Origin of the sequence: Asticcacaulis excentricus CB 48, from assembly GCF_000175215.2 — a bacterium.
Classification (GTDB): Bacteria; Pseudomonadota; Alphaproteobacteria; order Caulobacterales; family Caulobacteraceae; genus Asticcacaulis; species Asticcacaulis excentricus.
Window position 1 is genome coordinate 1,389,270 of sequence record NC_014816.1, and the last position, 23,996, is coordinate 1,413,265.

At 59.8% G+C, this 23,996-nt stretch carries 16 protein-coding genes; 7 read left to right on the forward strand and 9 right to left on the reverse strand.

Features of this window, described 5'->3' with window-relative positions; translation table 11 throughout:
• Window positions 1-44: 44 nt before the first annotated feature.
• Entirely contained in the window at window positions 45-1,544 is a 1,500-nt protein-coding gene (locus ASTEX_RS06485; RefSeq protein WP_013478809.1) for a CoA-acylating methylmalonate-semialdehyde dehydrogenase, read from the forward strand.
• Window positions 1,545-1,807: 263 nt separating this feature from the next.
• Here the strand turns inward: ASTEX_RS06485 and ASTEX_RS20645 are convergent, their stop codons facing one another.
• Window positions 1,808-1,999 carry a hypothetical protein gene (locus tag ASTEX_RS20645; RefSeq protein ID WP_174266571.1) on the reverse strand — a complete coding sequence of 64 codons (192 nt, stop codon included), beginning with the start codon at window positions 1,997-1,999 and terminating at the stop codon, window positions 1,808-1,810.
• 21 nt (window positions 2,000-2,020) lie between these two features.
• Complete coding sequence (locus ASTEX_RS06490; RefSeq protein WP_013478810.1) at window positions 2,021-3,487, reverse strand: sialate O-acetylesterase; 1,467 nt, start codon at window positions 3,485-3,487, stop codon at window positions 2,021-2,023.
• Window positions 3,488-3,622: 135 nt separating this feature from the next.
• Between ASTEX_RS06490 and ASTEX_RS06495 the strand changes: the two genes are divergently transcribed.
• Entirely contained in the window at window positions 3,623-4,627 is a 1,005-nt protein-coding gene (locus ASTEX_RS06495) for an alpha/beta hydrolase (RefSeq protein WP_013478811.1), read from the forward strand.
• Between the two features lie 65 nt (window positions 4,628-4,692).
• Here the strand turns inward: ASTEX_RS06495 and ASTEX_RS06500 are convergent, their stop codons facing one another.
• From ASTEX_RS06500 to putA, 3 genes are all read right to left on the reverse strand, one after another.
• The gene (locus ASTEX_RS06500) at window positions 4,693-7,599 is read right to left on the reverse strand and encodes a TonB-dependent receptor plug domain-containing protein (protein ID WP_013478812.1); all 2,907 of its coding nucleotides are present in this window, start codon (window positions 7,597-7,599) and stop codon (window positions 4,693-4,695) included.
• A gap of 486 nt (window positions 7,600-8,085) precedes the next feature.
• Window positions 8,086-8,376, reverse strand: coding sequence for a hypothetical protein (locus ASTEX_RS06505; RefSeq protein ID WP_013478813.1), 291 nt, complete (start codon window positions 8,374-8,376; stop codon window positions 8,086-8,088).
• A 95-nt stretch (window positions 8,377-8,471) separates the two neighbouring features.
• Window positions 8,472-11,543, reverse strand: coding sequence for a bifunctional proline dehydrogenase/L-glutamate gamma-semialdehyde dehydrogenase PutA (putA, locus tag ASTEX_RS06510; protein ID WP_013478814.1), 3,072 nt, complete (start codon window positions 11,541-11,543; stop codon window positions 8,472-8,474).
• A gap of 153 nt (window positions 11,544-11,696) precedes the next feature.
• On the opposite strand from putA, the gene ASTEX_RS06515 reads away from it, so the two are divergent.
• Both ASTEX_RS06515 and ASTEX_RS06520 read left to right on the forward strand, forming a co-directional pair.
• Complete coding sequence (locus ASTEX_RS06515; protein ID WP_013478815.1) at window positions 11,697-12,152, forward strand: Lrp/AsnC ligand binding domain-containing protein; 456 nt, start codon at window positions 11,697-11,699, stop codon at window positions 12,150-12,152.
• A 48-nt stretch (window positions 12,153-12,200) separates the two neighbouring features.
• The gene (locus ASTEX_RS06520) at window positions 12,201-14,507 is read left to right on the forward strand and encodes a GH36-type glycosyl hydrolase domain-containing protein (RefSeq protein WP_013478816.1); all 2,307 of its coding nucleotides are present in this window, start codon (window positions 12,201-12,203) and stop codon (window positions 14,505-14,507) included.
• A gap of 99 nt (window positions 14,508-14,606) precedes the next feature.
• On the opposite strand, the gene ASTEX_RS06525 is transcribed toward ASTEX_RS06520, so the two are convergent.
• The 3 genes from ASTEX_RS06525 to ASTEX_RS06535 form a co-directional block, all read right to left on the reverse strand.
• A complete protein-coding gene (locus tag ASTEX_RS06525; RefSeq protein ID WP_013478817.1) occupies window positions 14,607-14,921 on the reverse strand; it encodes a BlaI/MecI/CopY family transcriptional regulator in 315 nt (104 codons plus the stop codon).
• Between the two features lie 3 nt (window positions 14,922-14,924).
• Window positions 14,925-15,374, reverse strand: coding sequence for a MotA/TolQ/ExbB proton channel family protein (locus tag ASTEX_RS06530; RefSeq protein ID WP_013478818.1), 450 nt, complete (start codon window positions 15,372-15,374; stop codon window positions 14,925-14,927).
• 80 nt (window positions 15,375-15,454) lie between these two features.
• Complete coding sequence (locus tag ASTEX_RS06535) at window positions 15,455-17,779, reverse strand: glycoside hydrolase family 127 protein (RefSeq protein WP_013478819.1); 2,325 nt, start codon at window positions 17,777-17,779, stop codon at window positions 15,455-15,457.
• A 163-nt stretch (window positions 17,780-17,942) separates the two neighbouring features.
• Here ASTEX_RS06535 and pelA point away from each other — a divergent pair, with 163 nt between their 5' ends.
• From pelA to ASTEX_RS06550, 3 genes are all read left to right on the forward strand, one after another.
• Entirely contained in the window at window positions 17,943-19,238 is a 1,296-nt protein-coding gene (gene pelA / locus ASTEX_RS06540) for a pectate lyase (protein ID WP_013478820.1), read from the forward strand.
• Between the two features lie 100 nt (window positions 19,239-19,338).
• Window positions 19,339-19,791: a response regulator gene (locus ASTEX_RS06545; protein WP_013478821.1), complete on the forward strand. Its 453-nt coding sequence runs from the start codon at window positions 19,339-19,341 to the stop codon at window positions 19,789-19,791.
• Window positions 19,792-19,978: 187 nt separating this feature from the next.
• Window positions 19,979-20,473, forward strand: coding sequence for a hypothetical protein (locus tag ASTEX_RS06550; RefSeq protein WP_013478822.1), 495 nt, complete (start codon window positions 19,979-19,981; stop codon window positions 20,471-20,473).
• Here ASTEX_RS06550 and ASTEX_RS06555 read toward each other — a convergent pair.
• Complete coding sequence (locus tag ASTEX_RS06555; protein WP_013478823.1) at window positions 20,470-23,850, reverse strand: trifunctional glycoside hydrolase family 18/polysaccharide deacetylase/glycosyltransferase family 2 protein; 3,381 nt, start codon at window positions 23,848-23,850, stop codon at window positions 20,470-20,472. The genes ASTEX_RS06550 and ASTEX_RS06555 overlap by 4 nt on opposite strands.
• Window positions 23,851-23,996 lie beyond the last annotated feature (146 nt).

The following is a 23,996-nucleotide window of genomic DNA, read 5'->3' on the forward strand; positions in this document are numbered from 1 at the left end:
GGAATGCGATAGTCTGTGATCACGAATTGGCGTCGGAGGCTCCCATGCGACATATCTCACACTTTATCGGCGGGCAGGCGGTAGCGGGGGTGTCGGGCCGGGTCGGTGAGGTGTTCGATCCGAATACCGGCCGGGTTCAGGCGAAGGTCGATCTGGGCACCTCGGAGGAGCTGGCTCAGGCCGTAGCGGTGGCGAAGGTGGCGCAGGCGGGTTGGGCCGCGCTTAATCCGCAGCGCCGCGCGCGGGTGATGTTTGAGTTCAAACGCTTGCTGGAACGTGACATGGACGCGCTGGCGCATCTTCTGGCATCCGAGCATGGCAAGGTCATTTCCGATGCGAAGGGCGATATTCAGCGTGGGCTGGAGGTCGTTGAGTTCGTCTGCGGCATCCCGCATCTGCTGAAAGGCGAATATACAGAAGGCGCCGGGCCTGGCATTGACGTCTTTTCGATGCGTCAGCCACTGGGGGTCGTGGCCGGCATCACGCCATTCAACTTCCCGGCCATGATCCCCATGTGGATGTTCGCACCGGCGCTGGCCACCGGCAATGCCTTCATCCTCAAGCCGTCCGAGCGTGACCCTTCCGTCCCCGTGCGGCTGGCGGAGCTGCTGCTGGAGGCTGGTCTGCCCGAAGGCGTGCTCAATGTCGTGAACGGCGACAAGGTGGTGGTTGATGCCATACTTGATCACCCCGATATCCGCGCCGTGAGCTTCGTCGGCTCGTCTGACATCGCGCAATACGTCTATGGTCGCGGGTCGCAAAACGGCAAGCGGATGCAGTGCATGGGCGGCGCAAAGAACCACGGCATCGTCCTGCCTGATGCCGATCTCGATCAGGCGGTGGCCGATATAATGGGGGCCGCCTATGGCTCTGCCGGCGAACGTTGCATGGCGCTGCCTGTGGTGGTGCCGGTGGGCGAAGAGACGGCGGAGCGTCTGCGGCCGAAGCTTCTGGCGGCGGCCGAAGGCTTGCGCGTCGGTGTCTCGACCGATGCCGAGGCCCACTATGGCCCGGTCGTGTCGGCGGCGCACAAGGCGCGCATCGAACACTATATCCAGATGGGCGTCGATGAGGGCGCTGAACTTGTGCTCGACGGGCGCGGCTTTAAACTTCAGGGGCATGAGGAGGGCTTCTTCCTGGCCCCCAGCCTGTTCGATCACGTGACCCCCGCCATGCAGACCTATCAGGACGAAATCTTCGGTCCGGTGCTGCAAATCGTGCGGGCCAAGACTTTGGAAGAAGCCATCCGCCTGCCGTCGCAACACCCGTATGGCAATGGCGTGGCTATCTTCACGCGCAACGGCGACGCGGCGCGCGAATTCGCCTCACAGGTTGAGGTCGGCATGGTCGGCATCAATGTCCCCATCCCCGTCCCAGTGGCCTATCACAGCTTCGGCGGCTGGAAGCGCTCCGGTTTCGGCGACCTCAACCAATATGGCATGGATGGCGTGCGTTTCTATACCCGCACCAAAACCGTTACACAAAGATGGCCGCAAGGCGGGGTTGTACGCGACCAAAGCTTTGTTATCCCAACGATGGCGTAGGGCAGCTTTTCGCCCAGTGGGGACGTCGGTTAACTCGGTACTACCTTGCCCGCAAGTGGTCATCAAGGATTCAATATTCCCCAATAAGACCGGTCGAGAAGCGGGGCAATGGCAGCATAGTCCTCTACGCGTTAAGCCAGCGCGGCACTGTCCCCGACGCACCAGCACCCAGCCCGGATACTCGGCGAGCAGGCAAGAGGCCGCGTCCAGCACGACTAGGTCTTCGGCATTAAGCTTAACCTCTTGGGCCTTAACATTGTCGCTCAGTTGCACCGAGCATTTGGCCCCGATGATGACGCTGCCACGTGCTTCTGATGTAGGAGCCACGACAGAGCCACCTGCGCCACGCTGACGCCCTCTGCCGGCGCCACCTCATGCAGCACAGCGATAAAGGCGTCGCCTCGCGCGAGAACGACCGGTGTGAAGTTCGGCTTGGCGCGGAAGCCTAGTGACAACGGCCTTTGTTTTTTATCTCTTCACCGTGTATGGAACGGCAGGGCGGGCAAGCCTTCCTTATTCATCAGGTTGGGGCGGGCGGCTTCGTCCCAGGCAAACCGCACGGAAATGGGTTGTCGCACATTGGGGTTTGAGGCGATGACTGTTTCAGCGGAGATACTGGCTGTAGCGGGCCACCATACGCCGTCAGCACCGGAAATTTGAAACCACGTTAGTGGCTTGGCGTCCCTAGCGACCAGCCCGCCGCCAATGTCGTCAAAGCTGAGAATGGCTTTATCATTTTCAATACGCACGTCGCGGAACTTAGGTCCGTTGATGACAAGGCCCGTCTGTCCATAGGTCTTCGACAGGGCCAGATTGGCCAGACGCTGCCCCACCGTAACCTTATCACGCGGGTGGATGTCGCTCAGATCATCGACCAGATCGGTGGTGACGACCATGCCGGTATTGGGAATGCGCAGGGCAGCCGTCTGAGCCTCCCACATCTGCGGCAGGCCTTCGGCTGAGGCTACCTGAGCCGGGCGCACAACGTGATAAAGATGCGGCGCAAGCTGAACATAATAAAAGGCAAGGTCCTGCCCGAACACCTTGCGCCAGCCCCCGATCAGGGCTTCCATCTTGTCTGTGTAATCGGCCGCCCCGCCCGGAAACTCACCGGCAGTCATGAGATTTGATTCTCCCTGATACCAGATCACGCCTTTCAGCCCGAAGGGCGCCAGTGGAGAAATCATGCTATTGTAAAGGCCTGAGATATCCGACCCGTCCACCTTCTGACCGGGTTTAACATCCGCATAGCGTTTGAGCGTCGGCACAGCTGCCATGCCTTCCGGGGCCGTCCACGGCTCGATCCGCGTGCCGCCCCAGGTCGAGTCGATCAGCCCGACTGGAGTGTTCAGTGTCGTATGCAGGCGCTTGCCGAAGACATAGGCAACGGCGGAAAAACGTGATGTATCAAGCGTCTCTGGCGTTGTAATCACCCACTGCCCTTCAACATCCGCTGCGGGTGTGGTCGAACGCGCCTTTTTCACTTTGAACAGACGGATTTGTGGCATGTTCGCCCCCGCCAGTTCGGCGTCGGCATTTATCACATCTTTCTGACCTGGCTGATTGCGGAAGGGCTTTTCCATGTTTGACTGCCCCGACGCCAGCCAGACTTCGCCGATCAATATGTTAGACACCGTCAGGCGGTTACTCTTACCCGCGACGGTCATATTGAGGGGGGCGGCATCGGATTTCAGGGGTTTTAGCATCACTTTCCAGCGGCCATCAGCCCCGGCCGCCGTGCGGTGAGTCTGACCGGCAATGCGTACCGTGACCATTTCGCCCGCATCGGCCCGTCCCCAGATGGCGACCGGCTGACCCGCCTGAAGCACCATGTGGTCTGAGATCAGGTTCGGTAGTTTTACCTCCGCTGAGACGGGGGCCGCCCCCAGGTTCAGGGTCGCAGCCAAGACCAGAAATGTGCTGGCAAAAAATCGTCTGTGCATCGGTTTCCTCACTTCTTTGTGGTTTTGGCTTGACCTTTCGACGGTGCGACGAAAGTCGTGCGTTACACGCTTGTCAAATCCAGCTTAGGCTCTAAACTGAGCACAAACAATCAATATTGAGCAGAGAGTCATGTTATGCCCGTATCTATGGATCGCCGTCAGCTCTTGACCGCGGCGGCGGCCTCCGCCCTGTTGCCCGGTGTGGCCTTTGCGCAGGATTCCGGCGCGCCGCTGGCGTCCGAAGGGACGAAGGTGCCACTTCTGCCGCCGCTGGAAAGCTTCCCCCTATGGCCCAAGGGCAAGGTGCCGGGGGCAATGGGCGTGACGGTGAAGGAAGAGTGGATTTTACGCAACCCCAAAGAGGGGAACCCGAACGACACAGCGGCGACGCATGTCACTGAGCCAGTCCTTATGGTGCGGCGACCGAAAAATCCGAATGGTTCAGCCATTCTGATGATCCCTGGCGGCGGCTATGTGCGCGTTGCCGTAAGTCGCGCAGGAGGCGGCACGGACAAGGACTTTGCTGATCGTGGCACGACGGTGTTTGTCATGACCTATCGTCTGCCGGCGGATGGCTGGGGTGCAGGGCCCGAAGCGCCGTTGCAGGACGCGCAGCGCGCCATCCGCCTGATCCGCCATCGCGCTGCAGACTTCGGTATCGACCCGAACCGTCTCGGCGTCATCGGCTTTTCGGCGGGTGGGCATCTGGCCGGATGGCTTTCGGAAAGTTTTGCACGGGAAACCTATGCGCCGGTCGATGCAGCCGATACACAGCCAACCAAGCCTTTGGTGACCGGGATGTTTTATCCGGTGATGACCATGATGGCCCCTTACGCGCATGGGGGCTCGGTCAATGCCATGTTCCCGAATGGCGGCACGGACGAGCAAAAGCGCAAGGTCTCGCTAGAGTTCAATCTGCCTAAGGATATGCCGCCAACCTTCATGGCGCATGCGGGGGATGACCGTACGGTCCCGGCGGAAAACAGCCTGATCCTCTATCAGGCCCTGCGCGCACAGAAGACACCGACGGAGCTGCATATTTTCGAAAATGGTGGCCACGGCCTTCGCGTCAATGGACAGGATCAGCCCTATATGTCGCTGTTTGAGGCCTTTGCGAAACGCCACGGCCTCTGGGGTTAGGGTCTTTTTTGAAAAATACCCCGCTGGAGCTAAGTCCAGCGGGGTCGCTTTTTATCTGACCGCGTTTACCACTTACGTTCGATAGACAGGGTAAAGGTACGTCCCAAAAGGTCGTACTGGCTGGTCAGGGCCGCATTGCCGAGACGCGCTGCGCCGTAGTTGGAAATTTCCGGCGGCGTTTCGTCCAGAACATTTCGCACCGAAGCAATGACACTCCATTGATTGAACGACTTGCGTATCGAAAGGGTGTGATTGGCGTAAAACTCGGTATTCATATCATAGCAATAGGATTGATTGGCCACGCCGAACAGCGTGCCGGTGTAACAATTCGTCTTGTAATAGTCGAAGTCTGACGTTTCACCCACGAAGGTGCCGCTATAGGTGAAGGTATAGGTGCCACGGCGCAGCGACGCCGTCAGGTTACCAACATATTCCGGATAACCCACATAACCGAGATAGTTGGTCGGCGTAGAGGCGTTCTTCAGTTGATAGGTCCACTTGCGCACAAACGAGTGCTGGCTGGACACCGACACATTGCCGAAGTTAAACCGACGGTTATAGGCAAAGGTCAGATCAAACCCGCGCATAAACTGCTGGGCCACGTTGACATAGGCGTTCTGGATCGTGCGAACGCTGCCGTAGGTCGACGAGCCACTGGTGAGGTCGCGCGTGAACAATGAGCAGTATGGTGACGACATACCGACAGAGTTCATGCACTCATAGACGATGTTGTAGGACCCGTAGGTCGTGATCTGGTTTTTGATCTTCGTTTCGAAGAAATCGATCGCCACGCTGGCATTGGTGAACTTCGGCGTCCACACCATGCCGACCGTGCGGTTGTCAGAGGTTTCGGGCTGAAGGCCCGCCGCCTTTCCGCCTCCGGTATAGACCGTAGCCGAGGACCCCAGACCGGCATACGTGCCGCTGAGCCCCAGAGCCGCGCAGTTGGTTTTCACTGTTTCCGAAATGGTCGCCGACGTACCGTAATTAATGCACGGGTCAACCGACAACTGCGTCGAATATCCGACCTGATTGCCGAGATATTGCTCATACAGTGACGGCGCGCGGAACGAGGTGCCCTCTGAGCCGCGGACGCGGAAGGTGTCCGTAAGAGCCCAGTTCAGACTGGCTTTGTAGGTCGAGCTTTCGCCATAGGAGTCGTAGTCGCTGTAGCGGCTCGAAACCGCGATATCCAGCGTCTTGGCGAACGGCAGGTTCTTCAGGACCGGAACACCAAATTCGACATAAACTTCGTTGATATTGTCCTTGCCGACCGTCTGGCCCGCTGTCGTCAGGCCCCAGTAGTTGGCCTTCTGCGCCTGAGTTCCGGGCGTATCGTTGATATACTCCTTACGCAGCATAACACCGATGCTGGCGGCCACCGGACCGGCGGGCAAGGTGAACAGGTCCCCCGACATGCTGGCTTCGACATAGGACTGACGATAGGTGGTGCTACCCTTTTCATAACCGAACAGGAAAGCGGTTTCTTCGGGAGAGAAGATGCCGGTTTCGACGGTTGACTGACGATAATACTTGACGCCGCCTGTAGGACAACTGGTTGCCGTGGTCAGCAGCGCGGTATTGCAGACGCTGGCCCCCACCGTGGCGTTGACGCGGTCATTGTAGATGAAGTCGTAGCCATAGGTGGAATTGTTCAGCGATATCTGAGCCGCAACGTCATAGGTCCAGCCCTTCAGGAAGCCTATCTCCGGCACATCCCCCTTAATGCCGAGCAGACCGCGCGTATAGCGCACGTCCTGATCGACATTATAAGGGATGAGGATGATGGGATAGCTGGTGGCCTTCAGAATATTGTTGGGGTTCGACGTGTTAACGGTCGGATAGAACTGGCGCCAGCTCTCCTGACGCGAGGTGCGGCGGTTGTACATGAAGTCGCCATAAACTTCGGTGCCATTGTCGAAGGTATAGCCACCCGTGAAGTTCACCGAGCGGCGCGTCACAGGCGAAATGACGGTCTTTGACAGGTAGCGGTCCTGCATATAGGGCGCGGTAGCGCGTGAGTTGCGCGATTCATCGGCCGTTGTGCCAGTATAGATGACGCGCTTGAGTCCGTTCGCCTGGGTCGAGTCAAAGACGTAATAGTTACCCGTATAGAGGACGCTGGCGATGAGGCCATAGCACTTGTAGTCACCGGTCGCCGGATCGACCACGTCGGCACGGGTGCCGTCAGCGTAGGTGATGCGCTGTTGCGGGCAGGCCAGATAGTCGCGGTCTCCCTGGCGCAGCGCTTCCTGCTTGTAATAGTCGAGGTTAAACAGCCCGTGGAACTTGCCTTCATTGATCGACTGGCTGAGGCTGGCATTATAGGTTTCACCGCCGCCATGCTCTGGCACGGAGGCAAAGGCGCGGAAGCTGCCGCCAATGGACTTCTTCTTGGTCACGACGTTGACGACGCCGGCGATGGCGTCTGAGCCGTAGATGGCCGAGGCACCGTCTTTCAGGATTTCGTAGCGGTCAACGATGGAAGAGGGGATGGTGTTGAGATCCACCGGTCCGACCTGACCACGCGTGCCCGCCGGGCCGACACGGTGACCGTTGATTAGGATCAGGGTGCGGTTGGCCCCAAGACCCCGCAGCGACAGGGTGTTGACGCCGGGACCACCCGTTACGTTATAGCCCGTATAGCTGTTGTCGATCTGCGAGGCGCTGGCGGCAATGGTGGAGCTTTGCAGGATGCGCGTTGTGTCCACCACGCCTTCCAACTCGGCCTTTTCGGTCGAAATGATCTGCACCGGCGAGGTCGCGTTGAATTCGGTGCGACGCAGGCGTGAACCGGTGACCACAACCTCCTGAACGGCGGTGTCTTCTGTGGCTTTGGCTTCGGACTTGTCCGCCTTTTCCTTGTCTTTGGCGGTTTGCGCCTGAACCTGCGGCACGGCCAGCGCGGTCAGAGCCAGAGCGGTGCAAAGGGCGCTGCTAAGTCCATAGCGTCCGGGTATGACTTTTTTCATTTATACGCTCCAAATGTCGCCGCAGAAGGGGAGGAAGCGGCGAGAACGTATCAAATGAAAAGGATTGCCCTCTATACGTCAATAAACTGTCGTGTAAATACCATATATACGTATCTGTATATTGTAATTTTAGCATGGTATATTTCAAAATATGATCGTTATATTCGATAATGAAATAAATTAGTTTGATAATGTTGTTTTCGTGTTTTTTGAGTAATGGAACGTCGATATTGTAACATTTGAGACATTTTTCATTGATAAGGGATTGTCGGTGTACTCAGGCTGCTTGTGTCGGCGTCAGCGAAACGGCTGTCATTAGAGCGGATTTTGTTCAGGTTTAATCGAAATCTGCCTCTAACATTCTGTTTTGTCACGCATTTGATTCCGAAACGGAGTTCGGCGAAGCCAAAACCGTTGCATACTTTTCAGAATGCGCTTTAAGGCGTGGGCCCGCTTGAAGGCTGGCAGGCAGATTTTCAAAGCAACTCACGCAATCATCCGGCGCAGGACCGAGTTGCCCTTTCGCGCGGCTAACACCGCGGTGACGAACTCGCGGCGAATGGCCCGGTAGTCTATGGTCGGCGCGTAAAAGCCCTGAAGGGCATGATAAATGTAGGCGTGGATGCGCGTAATGTCTTCACCCGTCAGGTCGGGCAGAGGGTCGCTGATCAGTATGGCCAGCGCCCGCACCACGGCCCCTTCGGCCTCATCGTCGGTGGCATAGACGTAGAGCAGCCGGTCAAGCGCATGTTCCAGAACCTTCAAGTCGATCATCATAGCAGGCCTCTTGGGCAACCTCATCCGATAAGATGAGGCTGCCCCCGAAGCCGTAAACGGACAATCAGGAGAAGGGGCTTCCGAAATAAAGGGCGTCAGATGTCTGTTTCGGCCAGAGACAGCAGGGTGGCATTGCCGCCCGCCGAGGTCGTATCGACTGAGACCGTGCGCTCACTGGCAAAACGCAACAGATAGTGCGGGCCGCCCGCCTTGGGGCCCGTGCCGGACAGGCCTTCGCCGCCAAAGGGTTGTGACCCGACCACAGCGCCGATCATCGAGCGGTTTACATAGAGGTTGCCGACCTTGGCCAGAGACTTGACCCGTTCGGCCGTTTCGGCGACGCGCGAATGCAACCCCATGGTCAGGCCATAGCCGCGCGCATTGATGCGGGCGACGACGCTGTCCAGTTCCCCGGCCTTCCAGCTGACGACGTGCAGGATGGGCCCAAACCATTCCTGCGACAGGTCTTCGATAGCGTTGAGGCGGATCAGGGTCGGCGGCACAAACAGGCCGGTATGCGGGGCTTCAAGCGTATGAATCCACTGCGCTTTCATCGACTGGCGATACGCAAGTAACTTATTGTGCGCAGAGGCGTCGATGACCGGGCCGACATCGGTACGGATATCCGCCGGGTCGCCCAGAACGAGCGCATCCATCGCGCCCTTAAGCATGTGGATGATCCTATCGGCCACATCTTCCTGCACGATCAGCAGGCGCAGGGCCGAACAGCGCTGACCGGCTGAGCGGAAGGCGGAGGTCACCACATCGCCGACCACCTGTTCCGGCAAGGCGGTGGAATCGACGATCATGGCGTTGAGGCCGCCGGTTTCGGCGATCAGCGGCACAAGCGGGCGGCTGTCATCGCTGAGCAGGCTGCGGGCAATGGCGCGCGCCGTTCCGGTCGAACCCGTGAAGGCGACGCCGTGCACGGCGGCAGAGGCGGTCAGGGCCGCACCGACATCGGGGCCGCCGGGCAGGAAGTGCAACACATCGGCCGGTATTCCGGCCTCGTGCGCCAGTTGCACAGCGCGGAAAGCGATCAGCGGCGTCTGCGGCGCAGGCTTGGCCACCACGGGGTTTCCGGCGACCAGAGCGGCGGTCACTTGCCCGATGAAAATGGCCAGTGGGAAATTCCATGGCGAAATGCAAGCGAAAGTGCCGCGCCCGGTAAGACGCAGTTCGTTCAGTTCGCCCGTCGGCCCCGGCAGGCTCACAGGGCGGAATTGTTCGCGCGCATTAACGGCGTAGTAGCGACAGAAATCGACGGCTTCGCGGATTTCGGCCACGGCATCACCGATCGTCTTTCCCGCCTCATGCACGCACAGCACCATCAGTTCGAGGCGGTGCGCCTCCAGCAGGTCGGCGAGGCGCTCCAGACAAGCAGCACGCTCTTCGACCGGTGTGGCGGCCCAACGGTCGGCGGCGGCATCGGCGGCAATAAGAGCGCGCGCCACGTCGTCGCTGGAGGCTTCGATGACCGTCCCGATGGGCTGCGACGGGTCTGCGGGACGCACGACCGCCCTGGCCGTGCCGCTAACCGCCTGACCCGACACCAACGCCGTGGCGGCGTGAGGTTTCGCACCGATTTCGGCAATTGCGCTCAAGGTCGCATCAAGCGTGGTCTGATCGTTGAGGTCCAGACCCTGCGAATTGATGCGACCGGGGAAGAGGCCAGCGGGCAGGGCGATGGCCGGGTGCGGGCGACCTTCGACGGCGGCGATGTGGGCGGAGGGATCGGACAAAAGCGTTTCCTCATTGACAGCTGGGTCGGCCAGTTGATGCACGAACGACGAATTGGCGCCGTTTTCCAGCAGGCGGCGCACCAGATAGGCAAGCAGTTCTTTATGCCCACCAACGGGCGCATAGGTGCGGCAGTTATAGCCCAATTCGCGCACCAGGCGCTCATGCAGACCTTCGCCCATGCCGTGCAGGCGCTGGAACTCAAAGTCGCGACGTTCGCCGGCCCACTCCATGATCGTCGCCACGGTCAGCGCGTTGTGGCCCGCAAAGGCCGGCCAGATGTGTGTGGCATCCAGCATATCCTTCGCACAGGCGAGGTAGGAGACATCCGTCGCCGGTTTGCGCGTGAACAGCGGATAGTCGCTGAGGCCTTCGACCTGCGCGCGCTTGATCTCGGAATCCCAGTAGGCTCCCTTGACCAGACGCACCTTAAGGCGATGGCCGGTCTCCTGACCGATGGCCTGCGCCCAGCCAATCAGCGGACGCGCGCGCTTGCCGTAGGCTTGCGCCGCCATGCCGAGGCCGTCCCAGCCGGAAAGGGACGGATCGAGCAGCACGCCTTCGATGATGTCGAGCGAGATCATAAGGCGCTCGGTCTCTTCGGCGTCGATGGTCAGGTCCATATTGTAGCCGGCGGCCTTGGCTGCCAGATGGCGGATCATTTCAATTAGTTGCGGAACACAAGTTTTTCGATTGGCGACCTCATAACGCGGGTGCAGGGCCGACAGTTTGATCGAAATCGAATGGCCAGTCCCCTTGGGTGAACGGCCGACCGTGTCCAGCGCCTGCTCATAGGCGGAGAAGTATTTTTCGGCGTCTGCAAAGGTGCGTGCCGACTCTCCCAGCATGTCGAAAGAGGCGGTGAAGCCCTTGTTTTCGGGTTTGGCGGCGACATCGAGTGCTTCGTCAATGGTGCGGCCCATGACGAAGACCTCCCCCATCATCTTCATGGCGACGGCCACGCCCTGTCGGATGACCGGTTCACCCATACGGGTGATCAGCTTTTTTAGCGTGCCGGCCTGTTGCGGGTCTTCGACCAGGGCGCGGGTGACGATCAGGCCGAAGGTCGCCGTATTGACCAGAGCCGAGCCGGATTTCGCCTTGTGCGCTCGCCAGTCTGCATCGCCGATCTTGTCGCGGATCAAAAGGTTCGCCGTTTCAGGATCGGGCACGCGCAGATAGGCTTCGGCGAGCGACAACAACGCCACGCCTTCGGCCGTATTCAGCCGGTATACCTGTAGGAAGCGATTGACCCAGCCGGTCGATTGCGCCGCCTTGAGGTCCTGAAGGATGAGGCGCGCCTGTGCCATCACCCGCTGACGCATGGCGGTATCGAGCGTGGCGTCGGGCAGCAGGGCCGCCAGCACCTCCGGCTCAGGGGCGCGATGAAGGGCAATCATGCGGGCGCGGGCGTCAGCAGGCGTCATGGAGGCTCCGGGATGGTCATATGTGAAACTTTTTAGAGTATGCCTGGTTTATGGAAAATGTCCTTGGAATTTTAGGTCAATTGTCCGAAGGATATTTATGCATTATTGCCATCTTTATGCATATATTCTGTATAAATCGGATCAGGAAACGCCATGCTGGATGAGATCGACCGCAAGATTCTGCGTCTGCTGCAAGCGGACGGGCGCATGACCAATCAGGCTTTGGCTGAAGCGGTGCACGTGTCACCGGCGGCCTGTTTCGAGCGGGTCAAGCGTCTGAAGGCCAATGGCTATATTCTGGGCACCATGGCCATTCTCGATCCGGTCAAGCTGGATCGTGCCCTGCTGATCTTCGTCGAGGTTCTGTTGGATCGCACGACCGAAGATGTGTTCGACGCCTTTCGCCACGCCGTGACGCGCCAGCCGGAAATCCTGGAATGTCATATGGTGGCGGGTGGTTTCGACTATCTGATCAAGGCGCGGGTGAAGGACATGGCGGCCTATCGGCAGTTTTTGGGCGACGCGCTGGTGTTGCTGCCCGGCGTGCGTGAAACCCGCACCTATGCGGTGCTGGAAGAGGTTAAAAACGCCATAGCTCTGCCGGTTTAAACATCGGGTTGGCTTGACCCGACAACGTTGTCGTGTTTTGAAGCGGGTATGCGCCTGATTACATTGACCTCTGATTCCTGTACCCTGACCTCTGCCACGGCCATGCCGCGCGCGTCCGGCTTTCTATGGAACCGTAAGATGATGCTGCACTCGACCTGTCGCGGCTTCGTCACGGCCCAGCACATGCAGCCGGAACCGGCCAAATACAGCCACGCGCCGGTCGTCGAGGGCAGGACCTTCATGCTGCCGGAAACGGCGCACTACGCCCATCATCCGGGGCGGTTTGTCTATGTGCGTGATTTGGTCAGTCAGCGACATTTCTCGGTGCCGCATGAGCCTGTGCGGCGCGCGCCAAAGATGTTTGCTTTTACGCAGCATCCTGAAAGGCTCGAATGGGCTTTAGAACAGGATGAACTCGATATCCGCTGGAGCTTGGTGCTGCCCGTTGATGAGGCGGTCGAACTGTGGCGGCTGGAAATCCGAAACCGGCTGGATATAGAGCGCGCCCTGCGCATCGTACCCTATTTCCCGGTCGGCTATATGAGCTGGATGAATCAGGGAGCATACTTTGATGCCGGGCTGAATGCCGTTATCGCCAGCTCGGTGACCGCCTATCAGAAGATAGATGATTACTTTAAAAACCAGCACCTTAAAGACAAAACCTTCCTTACGTGTGATCGCCTCGCGGACGCCTTTGAGACGCGGCGCGAAGACTTTGAAGGCGAGGGAGGGCTGAGCGATCCGGATATGCTGCGCAGCGGCCTCAAGGGCGGTGAAGCGCTCTATGAGACACCCGCGGCGGTCTTGCAATTCGATCAGACGCTGGACGCGCATGAGACGCAGGTCTGGCATTTCGTCTTTGGTCCCGCCTTTGATGAGGCCGAGGTGGCGCGTCTGAAAGACGCCTATCTGGGGGCCGAGGCCTTTGAGCGCGTCTGTACGGAGGCGCGCGCCTACGTGGAACAGGGGCGGGGTGTCCTTTCAATCGAAACACCGGACACGCATTTCGATGCCTTTATGAACCGCTGGCTGGCGCGACAGGTCTATTATCACGGCGATACCAACCGCCTGACCACCGACCCGCAGACGCGCAACTATCTACAGGACGCGCTTGGCATGGTGTTTGTGCGTCCGCACAGCGCCAGAGAGTCGCTGCTCTATGCTCTATCGAAGCAGAATGCGGACGGCTCGATGCCCGACGGCATCAAGCTCTATGACGGGGCGCAGTTCAGCTTCATCAATCAGGTGCCGCATACGGACCATTGTGTGTGGCTGTTTATCCTGCTCGAAGCTTATCTTGATGAGACCGACGATTATGCGGTTCTGGAGGCGGAGGTTGGTGGTCAAAGCGTGCGGGCGCGTCTGGAGGCGGCGCTGCACTGGTTGCTCAAGACCCGTGACCATCGCCGGATGAGCTATATTGATCAGGGCGACTGGAACGACCCGATGAATATGGTCGGCTGGAAGGGCAAGGGGGTATCCGGCTGGCTAACCCTCGCCGTGGCCTATGCCCTGCGCCTGTGGGTGCGTCTTTCGGGAGAGACCGAGCCGTGGGCGGCCGAGGCCGAGGCGATGAACGCTGCGATGAACACGCATCTTTGGGACGGCGACTGGTTTGGGCGGGGGATCACCGACGATGACGCGGCATTTGGCATCAAGAGCGATCCGGAGGGGCGACTGTATCTTAATCCGCAGAGTTTTGCTCTGCTGTCCGGCGCGGCTTCAGAGGCGCAGGCCCAGCGCATGGTGCACGCCGTGGCATCGGAACTGGAGACGCCCTATGGCGTCGAAATGCTGGGCCCCCCCTACACAAAGATGCGCGAAGATGTCGGGCGTCTGACGCAAAAATCGCCTGGTGTGGCCGAAAACGGCTCGGTCTATAATCACGCGGCGGCGTTTTATATCTATAGCCTGACGCAGGTGAAGAAAGGTGAAAAAGCCTTTGAACTTATGCGCAAAATGCTCGCCGGAGTGGATGAAGCCGACTACGTGCAGCGCGGTCAGTTTCCGGTCTTCATCCCCAACTATTACCGCGGTGATTTCCATGCCCACCCACGCACGGCGGGCCGCTCTTCGCAGCTTTTTAACACCGGCACCGTGGCCTGGGTCTATCGCAGCCTGATCGAAGGCCTGTTTGGCCTGAAAGGCACGCGCGAAGGCTTAAGCATCCAGCCCTGTCTGCCCGCGCAGTGGGCTGAGGCTAGGGCGACACGCCTTTTCCGGGGGTCGACGTACCACGTCACCTATCGCCGGGGCGGCCCGCCGGGTTTGATGCTGGACGGTCAGCCGATAGCGGGCGATGTGCTGCCACTGCCGCAAACGCCCGGTACGTTCGAAGTTGTTGTGACCCTGTAACAAGGACGCCGGACACAAAGGTCCGGCGGCGCCAAAATGGGATAGGGCGCAGTTTGGTCAGGTCCGTGGAACGGGGAGCGTTACGCAGAAACTGACGGTTCAGAAGGTCTCATCGATGAAGCGGCGGAAGGCCTCACGGTCACTGGCGAAGGTCCGTTTGATCAGGTTGTCGATCTCGTGCGCCACATAGGCGTCGCGGGTGATCAGCGGATGGTAGCGCAGGGTGCCGTCTTCGCGTTGCGAGTGCAGGGCCTGTTTGTGTATCAAGCGCGCGATCAGAGTCTTGATGGTCGCATCGCCCCAATCCCGGCCCGTCTTGACCTCGGCGATCAGGCGCGCCGGGGGCAGGGGCCCCAGCCGCCACAGAGCGGCCAGAACTGCCGATTCCGCATCGGTAATGGCGGGCAGACTCACGCCCTATTCCCCCAGCACAGCGCGGTCGATCCGTGCTTCGACCGCCCAGTGGGCGATGACCGCGACCGAGCCGGTGATTAGGCCCAGTAGGATCAACGAGGCGATCTCGGCCCAGCCGGGCGCCAGCACCGCTACGGGCGGCACGGTCTTCACATTGGCCAGCCCGATGGTCATGTTCAGTGTTCCAAAAGCCGCCCCGACGAGTCCGGCCAGCGGCCCGCCTAGTCTCAACCCCTTGAGAAAGGCCGAACTGCCCGCCAGACTCGGTCCCTGCAGCAGTTTGCGAATACAGACCGCGATAGCCGCAGCCGTGGCCGCCAGCAGGCCAAGGATCAGCACCTGCACCGGCATGGCGGCGTGCTGAAAGATGGTCAGGGGCGTGAACGGTGCGGCCAGAGCCATGCCGGGTGCGAGCAGGGATGCCGAGGCAAGACACAGTGACAAAAGGCGCATAATTTCCTCCAATTTACGTTTGTAGATTATATATTCTACATTTGTAAAATGGAGTCAACCGTCTCTTTTACACGCGTGTCTCAGGTGGTCTGCGCGGGGGCTCTTTTCAAAATCCGCGCCTCATAGACGTTGGCCCATTGATCGCGGTCGGCTTCTAAGCGCACCCGCACCTTGGTCTTGCCCGCTGTTAGCGCAGCGGGCAGCGGGTAGGTAATGACATTGCGCGCCATCGTTGGTTCACCCGACAAGGTTTCGGTCGCCAGCACCTGCCCTTCGACCAGCAGACGGAAGGATTTGTTGCGGTCGCGTCCGGCATAGGCGACCTGTAGCACCAGCGGCCCCTCAGCGGTTTTGAGGTCAAACGCCAGATAACCCTTTTGAATCAACCGCCCACGTTCAGCGATATGGGTGATGGTCGCCGTATTCGGCGTGCCATCAAAAGCGTGATCAGTTTCTGGCTGCTGCTCACCCAGCCGTATGGAATCCACCGTGCGGGCGGCCATATCGACGCGGTCCTTTGCCGCCTGACGCCACACGGCCTCTTCGCCGACCCATTCCGCGCTACCGAAACGGCGGAAATAGACCGCCGTGCGGTTGCGGTGTTGCAGGAAAAAAGGCTGCAGACTGAGGTCTCCGGGCTTGCCTTGCGTCCCCAATCGGTACTGATGCAGGCCACCGGCAGCGACCAGTTGGGGCGCCGTCTCATCGGACACTAGTGCCGGATCGACTCCTTCCCAAGGCTGATCCGATGGCCCAAGGTCACCGGCCAGTACCAAAGGCCCGCTCAGGAAGGCGATCAGTTTGGCATCATCGGGCATGGCTTCAACGCGCACGTGCATGGCCAGACACAACTCAATTCGGTCGCCGTTTTTCAGGCCCGTGAGCCGCAGATACCCCCCCTGACCCACACCCGCAGCCTTGCCGTTCACCCTCAACACGGGGGTGTCGCACCAACCCGGAACGCGCAAATCTAGGGCTTTGGGTGCCTTGTGCACTGTGATCACCACCTGATCGGACAGCGGGAAGGCGGTTTCCATCTCGAGTTGCGTTTCGGGCGCATTAAGCGTCGAGGCGTAATAGAGGTTTACCGCCACGCCCTCGCCGCGCTTCCAGTATATGCTTTCGCCGTGCTTGGAATGGCTTTCCATGCCCGATCCGACGCAGCACCAGAAGTCGTTGGTTGGGTCCGAATGCACGCGCCCCAGACCCGAAGCCAGTCCGGTGAAATAGGTAAACATGCCCGTTTGCGGGTCTTGCTGGCTCATAATGTGGTTGAGGTGGGTCCGCTCATAAAAGTCGAACAAGGCCGCATCGCCGCTCCAACCATAGAGATGGCGTGTAAGGCGCAGCATATTGTAGCTGTTGCACGCCTCACAGGTCTGCTGATCGAGGCGGCTGGCCAGTTGGCGCGGCGCTCCGAAATGTTCGTGGTCGGAATTGCCGCCGATGACGTAAGAGTGGTCGCGCGATACGGTCTGCCAGAAAAAGCGCGCGATCCGGGCGTCGTCGGCGTTCTGCGTCAGCTCAAAAAGACGGGCGGAGCCGACGATCTTGGGGATCTGCGTATTGGCGTGCTTGCCGGCCAGTTCGTCGTGCCCAGCGGCCAGAGGATCGACAATAGCGCGGTGCCGCAGACGCTGTGACAGGGTGAGCCAGCGTTGGTTTTTCGTGCGGGCATAGAGTTCAGCATAGGACTCGGTCAGGCCACCATGTTCGGCACGCAGAATTTCCTGAATCTGCGCATCGCTAAGGCTTTCGAGAATGGTCCCCAGATAGTCGCCCAGACCCGTTGCAACGATCAAAGCGTCGGCCAGTCCGGCGTACTGATGCGCGTCGAGCGCTCCGGCAAACACCTTATGATAGGTATAGAGCGGTACCCAGCCGCCATTTAGATCAAATCCAGAGGTGCGGATATCGCCCTTGCGCAGTTCCTCGTAAACGACCTTGCCGTCCACCTCCTGCCCATTACGGCCCACGGTCGTGCCGCCCGCATAGCCGTCGCTGTGTTTGGCCTGAATGGTCTTCAGTTCGCTCAGCACATGGGCGGCGCGGTCACGAAATTCGGGTTTGCCCGTCTGCGCGTACATCAGCGAAAGGCCGGACAGGTAGTGGCCCAAACTATGGCCTGCAATGCCGCGCGCCTCCCAGCCGCCATAGACCTCGCCTTTAGGTTCCAGCCCGGCACCTTTGCGGAAATTGTGCAGAAAACGATCAGGCGACAGCGATAGAAGATAGCGCTGATTGGCCTCAATGGAGGTCAGGAAGATCGACGGCTTAAGCCGCACCTGAGACAGAGGGAAGGGCGTGGCGGATATAGGGTCGGGCGTCACGGCCCCGGCAGCGGATACGCCGACGGCCATCCCCAGTCCTGCGGCAGTTACTCCGCGTCGCGTCCAGCCCTGCATGGCCTCTCTCCTGTGCTGTTTTTCTGCACTATAACCCACCATTTGTCTGAGTAAAATCAAACTTGCGCTCCGCGACGGATTTCGGATTGCCATACGTTTGACACCGGTATCATATATGACCAACCAAAACAGACACTGCCAACCGTCTTTTCGGGGAAATGCCATGCACCGCCGTACCTTGCTCACCAGCCTTGCCATCCTGCCGTTCACAGCGCCTTTGCTGGCGCAGGCGGCCCAGATTGGCGTCAATACCCCGTTTCCACCGCTCAGTCCTGAGCGTATCAAGGCAATCGCGCCCGCGGCGGAGCAGGCGGCCTGGCTTGATTATCTGGCGCGGTCGCAGGCGCAACTGGCCGCTGATCAGGCGGCGCTGATGGCCGAGCGCAAGGGCCTGAGCACAATCCCTGCAGACCCGAAAACCGGCGACGGCGAAAAGACCATGCCGCTCGATAAACCCGCCGAGTGGTATGCCTCGGCGGAAGGCCGTAAGGTGGCTGACAATATCGTCAGCTTTCAGACGCCCGCCGGCGGCTGGGGCAAGAACCAGCCGCGTGATACCGAGCCGCGCGTGACGGGGCAGCATTATGTTGCCAACAACGCCCCGCACAACGGATCATCCGGAGATTTTGATACGTCGGCGGTTCCCGGCTGGAGCTATGTCGGCACCATCGACAACGGGGCCACGATCACAGAGACGCGGTTTCTGGCGCTGGCCTTTAACGCGACGAAGGACGTCCGTTATCGTGACGCCGCTATTCGCGGTCTGACCTACCTGCTCAATGCGCAGTTCCCTAATGGCGGCTGGCCGCAGGTGTGGCCTTTGATGGGTGGCTATCACGATGCCATGACGCTGAATGACAACGCCATGATCTCGGTGTCGCGTCTGGTGGGCGATGCCGGACGTGGTGACACGGGCTTTGGTTTCCTGCCAGCCGACCTGCGCGCGCGCCTGCTGGCGGCGGAACAGCGCGCCCTGACCGTTTTCCTCAAGGCGCAGGTTGTGATCGACGGTAAGCTGACCATGTGGGCGCAGCAATACGATGCCTTGACCCTGATGCCCTCATCGGCCCGCAATTACGAGATGCCGTCGTTGAGTTCGTCGGAAAGCGGCTCCTTGCTGGTTTATCTGATGAAGCAACCCAACCCGTCGGTCGAGATGAAGACGGCAATTGTGGCCGGGATTGCGACGCTGGAGGCCACAAAGATCGAAGGCAAGGCCTTTGAGAAGACGCCGGACGGCAAGGATCGTCTGCTGGTCGATAAGCCGGGAGCCGGGCCGATCTGGTCGCGCTACTACGATCTCAAAACGATGAAGCCGATCTTTGGCAACCGGACCAAGACCCTGCACGATACGATTAATGACGTGGAGCCGGAACGCCGCCGCGGCTATTCGTGGTTTGGCAGCGGGCCGCAAAGCGCGCTGAAGGCCTATATCGCCTGGAAGGCGAAACAGGGCTAAGCCTCTCCGAATGGAAAACTTATCTGTGGTGTGATCACTTGAGGCCGGACGGTCCGCAACGGGCCGTTTGGATCACATAATAAACACCGAAGTCACCCGCATGGCCAAACCGCACCCGGCCCTTCCGTTAAACCTGTCGCCTGTTACGCAGGCAGGGGAGGGGTCGATCCGCATTCTTGTGGTGGAAGATAATCCCGCCAACGCATTGGTGGCGAGCCTCTTTCTTGAACAGATGGGCTATGCCCATGATCGCGTCGAAAATGGTCGGGAAGCGCTCGAAGCGTTTGAAACGGGACGTTACGGCCTGATCCTGATGGACCTTCAGATGCCGGAGATGGATGGCTATGAGGCCTCCCGCCGCATCCGGGCGCTGGAGCGTGAAACCGGTCGCATGGCTGTGCCCATTGTTGCCCTGACAGCGCACGCGCTTAGTGGCGACCGCGAAGCCTGCTTGCTGGCCGGGATGAATGAGTACCTCTCCAAACCTTTTAAGCCGGATGAGTTGCAGGCCTGTCTGGAGCGCCTGACCGTCGCAAAGCCACCCGTCGCATAAGGTCTCTTACAACAGCGGGCGATACGCCGTCCCGTTCCATCAATAACTGCACGATCGGTTCTGAGAGCAAGTTTTCAAGACAAGGATTCATGTTCCGGCTCCGATAGATTTCTATTTGCGACTCGTTCTCAATAATGTTAATGAGAATTATTCGCAATTATTAATCCACGTAGGAGGCGGTTTTCTCATGTCCCAAGGGGTTTCCGGAAGGGGGCGCGACCTTCGCCAGCTACGCTATGCCGAGCATTTTCTGACCTGGGCGCTGCGTACCTCGGTGGCCTGCTCGCCTCAGTGTCGTCTGTTGCAGCGTGAGTTCGGGCACGCCTTTGGTCCAGAGCCATCCGAAGGGCTGAAAGCCTTTCACGGCTGGCTTCTGGCATTGGCCAAAGGTCGGCGGCGGTTGGAAATCGGACGGCCGGGCCTGATCGCGCTGACCCGTGACGAGGAGATGCTTCTGAGCCTGCTCACCGACGCGCAGACGCAGGACGTGGACCGCTTCACCGCTCTGGCGCGCTTTGTGATGGGGGCGGAGCCCTCAGGCGAGCTTTATGTGACCGCCCGCCATCTGATGGAACTGATGGCGCAACGTGGGCACGGCCTGCCGGCTAGCACGGCCGTTGGGCGCGACCTGCCGAGGGTTTTGCCCTGCGCCGGACAGCCGCCGCAACTGAGGGCCATTTAACCTTGCGGGGTTGATGCAGGGGCGACGCGCCCGCTGCGCTCCAGCTTACCCCAGCCAACCGCCAGCCCGCGCCCGGCTGAGGCCAGCGCCTTCAGCACCACATAGTACATGATCTGACGATAGACGAAGCGTTGTGACAAAAGCCAGAAGACGGGATAGCGCTTTTCGCGCGGCTCTAGCATGTAGGCGATCCAGCCGCACAGGGCGTCGATGGCCACAAACACCGTCCAGTAGATTAGCATCCGCTCAAGGGTGCCGTCAGTCTGGTTCAGTCCGTGCTGGCTGATCGTCCATAGGGTAGCGGCAATATTGATCAGCAGGGCCAGATCAATCAGCGGGGAAATCACCGAAAAGCCGATCTGGAAAATCCACGCCTGCGGCAGCCCGATATGTGCCAGCCCCTTCGGCTTGCCTTCTTTCAGAATACGACGGTGTTTCCACAGGCATTGCAGCGTACCAAAAGCCCAGCGGTAGCGCTGTTTGATCAGGGAGGCGAAGCTTTCGGGCGCTTCGGTCCACGCCACGGCGTCCTGATCGTAGGCCACGGCCCAGCCGCGCCGCTGAATGGCAATGGTCAGGTCCTGATCTTCGGCCAAAGTATCGTGCGGATAGCCGCCGACCTCTTCGAGGGCCGAACGCCGCCACGCCCCAACCGCACCGGGCACGACCATCATGGCGCCAAAGGTCGCCAGCGCCGTACGTTCCAGATTCTGCGCCGTCACATACTCCACGCCCTGCCAGCGGGTAACGAAGTTGAAGCGATTGCCGACCTTGGCATTGCCTGCCACCGCGCCGATCTCAGGCCGGATGAACCAACGCACCAGCCGCGCAATGGTTTCCGGTTCGAACTGCGTATCAGCATCGAGCGCGATGATGATTTCGCCTCTGGCTCTGGCGATGCCATTATTGACCGCCGTCGCCTTACCCGCATTGGCCTGAGTGATCAGGGTGACGCGCGGTTCGTTCGCAAAGGCGCGCGCCACGATGGCGCTGGTCTCGTCCTTTGAGCCGTCATCGACCACCACCACCTCGATATCAACATCGACGCTGGTCAGGACGCGGCGCACCGAGGCTTCGATGACGCGGGCTTCGTTAAAGGCGGGGATGATGACGCTGACTTGCCGGGCATGAACAAAGTCGGCGATACGGCCGTCATCGGTTTCGGCCGGCGGGTCCATATGGCCACTATAATCGGCCCATATGGCCATAACGCTGAGGATGAGGGCGCGCAAAACCCCAAGAACAATGGCGGCGATAAATAGCCATTGCAGGCCAATCGCCCCCCAGGCCAGCAGCATGAAGATGCCGACATCAAAGCGCACGGCAGCCAGATCATTCCCCGAAAGGGTAGGCATGGCCTGTGCCGCAGGCAGGTCGGTCAGTCCGCTCACCGTCGTAAACTGATAGCCCTGCGCTTTCAGGGCCCGGATGATGTGCGGGAGGGCGTCGATGGTCTGCTGACGATCACCGCCGGAATCGTGCAGCAGGACGATCTGACCCGATCGACAGTTGTTGATGTCTTCTTTGCAGGCCTCGGACGCGGCACTAGCAGCGCCGTCGGCGACGCCCTTCAGGACATTGTTCACAATCGCCTGTACGCCCGGCCTCTGCCAGTCTTCGGAATCGACGTGCAGCCCGACGCTGGTATAGCCCATCTGCTGACCCAGAAGGGCCGGGGCCAGTTCGTTTTCGGTCGTGGGTTCCGCATCCCCGAAATAGGGGGCGCGCAGCCAGCGCAGGGAGCGCCCCGTATAGGCTTCGACCACGCGCTGCGTCGAGTTCAGTTCCACCTTCGCCCATTCGGCGGGGATATTGGCCATATTGGGGTGGGTATAGGTGTGGTTGCCCAGTTCATTCCCTTCAGCCAGCAGGGTTTTGAGCAGGAAGGGGTGGCCCAGCGCCTTTTCGCCTACCACGAAAAAGGTCGCAGGAACGTGTTCGGCCTTTAGGATTTGCAGCACCTTCGGCGTCCATTTCGGATCGGGGCCATCGTCGAAGGTGAGGGCGATGGAACCGGGTTTGAAGCCTGTACGGCGCACGACATAGGGGGTGGGCAGGGTCTGATAGACCTGATTTTGCGCCATCCGCTGGGCGTCAAATTCGACCGTTCGGCGTCCAAATGTAGGGGTCGCGCTGATGCGCAGGATTTCGCCCGCCCCTTCGACATCGACATTGCCTGCGGGGTTAAGTGTTGTCAGATCGGGCGTGGTTTTGCCCTGAAAATGCGCAAAATCCTGCCAGATGCCGGGGTCTTCCGAGCCCAGACGCCACAAGGCGACGCCATAGGCATCAGTGGCGTGAACGGCCAGCAGCTGATTCCACGCGCTGACGGCATCAAGCATCCACACTTCGTGATTGACGCCGTTTTCCTGATAGGCAAAGCCGCTGTTGCCGGTGGCGCGGTCGAAGGAGACAGGCGCTTCGGAATCGTGCGCGATCAACCAGGCATCGCCCACCGTCAGGACTGTGGTGCCGAATTTCGACCAGTCGTAGGCGTAATTGCCGATACAGACGATAGCCTTATCCGCCGGGACGGCCTTCATCGTCACCGCCAAACGTCCCTCGAACCAGTCCTGCGCGGCGATCGGGCCCGCCTTATCAACCATCGAGTGCTGATCATAGACCATCAGGAACAGTTTGTCGGTCGCCTGCGCAAAGGCGGACAGGTTCCAGTCAGGGTCATCGACCGGTACGGTGGCGGTGACTGAATATCCCCTGGCCCCCAGACGCGCGCGGGCCTCTTTCAGAAGGGCGAGATAGGGTTTGAGGGCGGCAGGCTCCAGATTTTCGAAGTCGAAAACAACGCCGCCTGATTTTTCCTGTTTAAGGGTGTCTTCGATCTGCGCCAGCAACTGCGTCCGCGCGGTGACATTCGTCAGGAGGCGACGCGTATTTTCGCGCTCAAAGCCTTTGAGCGAGGTGTTCTGCACCATGGTCAGCAGAACAGGCGCCTTTTTTGCCGCCGCCAGTACCTTATGAAAGCGCACATCCGGCTGATAGCTATAGGTGTTTTGGGGACCCGAGACGCTGGCAAAGGCCCCAATCACCACGTCCATATCGCTGGCGTGGGACTCAAACGCGGCGCGGCTGCCGTCGTCCCACGGCACGTAAAAGCCGATGATTTTCTGAGGCGTATCTGCGTGGCGGGTCAGATTGCGAAACCGATGCGGATGGCGCGCATCGTGGGTCTGGAAATTCCAGCGCGACGCGTGCGAGGCCTCCATATGCAGATCAAGCTGACGCGGCACCGGCACGAACAGCACCGACAAGATCAGGCCCAGAAACAGCAGGCTGGCAGCCGCCGCCAGCGCGATCACGCCCATCAGCGTGGCCTTGTTGCGCTTGCCGGAGGGATCATAAAAGACCGGTGTTTTCATCGTGCGCAGGTTCCGAAAAAGGAGATACCGCTTTGCGGACTGAGCCTGTGACGCAAATGATCAGACAACGCTCTGCCCGAAGGTAGACCCGTCGCCAGTTGCCCCGGCTTCGTGTCAAAATTGAGATAACTGCAATCGATTTTATA

What these genes read in the sequence shown, in the direction of transcription:
- ASTEX_RS06485 (WP_013478809.1), top strand. Translation starts at nt 45, where the DNA reads ATGCGACATATCTCACACTTTATCGGCGGGCAGGCGGTAGCGGGGGTG.
- ASTEX_RS06490 (WP_013478810.1), bottom strand. Translation starts at nt 3,487, where the DNA reads ATGCACAGACGATTTTTTGCCAGCACATTTCTGGTCTTGGCTGCGACC.
- ASTEX_RS06495 (WP_013478811.1), top strand. Translation starts at nt 3,623, where the DNA reads ATGCCCGTATCTATGGATCGCCGTCAGCTCTTGACCGCGGCGGCGGCC.
- ASTEX_RS06500 (WP_013478812.1), bottom strand. Translation starts at nt 7,599, where the DNA reads ATGAAAAAAGTCATACCCGGACGCTATGGACTTAGCAGCGCCCTTTGC.
- ASTEX_RS06505 (WP_013478813.1), bottom strand. Translation starts at nt 8,376, where the DNA reads ATGATGATCGACTTGAAGGTTCTGGAACATGCGCTTGACCGGCTGCTC.
- putA (WP_013478814.1), bottom strand. Translation starts at nt 11,543, where the DNA reads ATGACGCCTGCTGACGCCCGCGCCCGCATGATTGCCCTTCATCGCGCC.
- ASTEX_RS06515 (WP_013478815.1), top strand. Translation starts at nt 11,697, where the DNA reads ATGCTGGATGAGATCGACCGCAAGATTCTGCGTCTGCTGCAAGCGGAC.
- ASTEX_RS06520 (WP_013478816.1), top strand. Translation starts at nt 12,201, where the DNA reads ATGCGCCTGATTACATTGACCTCTGATTCCTGTACCCTGACCTCTGCC.
- ASTEX_RS06530 (WP_013478818.1), bottom strand. Translation starts at nt 15,374, where the DNA reads ATGCGCCTTTTGTCACTGTGTCTTGCCTCGGCATCCCTGCTCGCACCC.
- ASTEX_RS06535 (WP_013478819.1), bottom strand. Translation starts at nt 17,779, where the DNA reads ATGCAGGGCTGGACGCGACGCGGAGTAACTGCCGCAGGACTGGGGATG.
- pelA (WP_013478820.1), top strand. Translation starts at nt 17,943, where the DNA reads ATGCACCGCCGTACCTTGCTCACCAGCCTTGCCATCCTGCCGTTCACA.
- ASTEX_RS06545 (WP_013478821.1), top strand. Translation starts at nt 19,339, where the DNA reads ATGGCCAAACCGCACCCGGCCCTTCCGTTAAACCTGTCGCCTGTTACG.
- ASTEX_RS06550 (WP_013478822.1), top strand. Translation starts at nt 19,979, where the DNA reads ATGTCCCAAGGGGTTTCCGGAAGGGGGCGCGACCTTCGCCAGCTACGC.
- ASTEX_RS06555 (WP_013478823.1), bottom strand. Translation starts at nt 23,850, where the DNA reads ATGAAAACACCGGTCTTTTATGATCCCTCCGGCAAGCGCAACAAGGCC.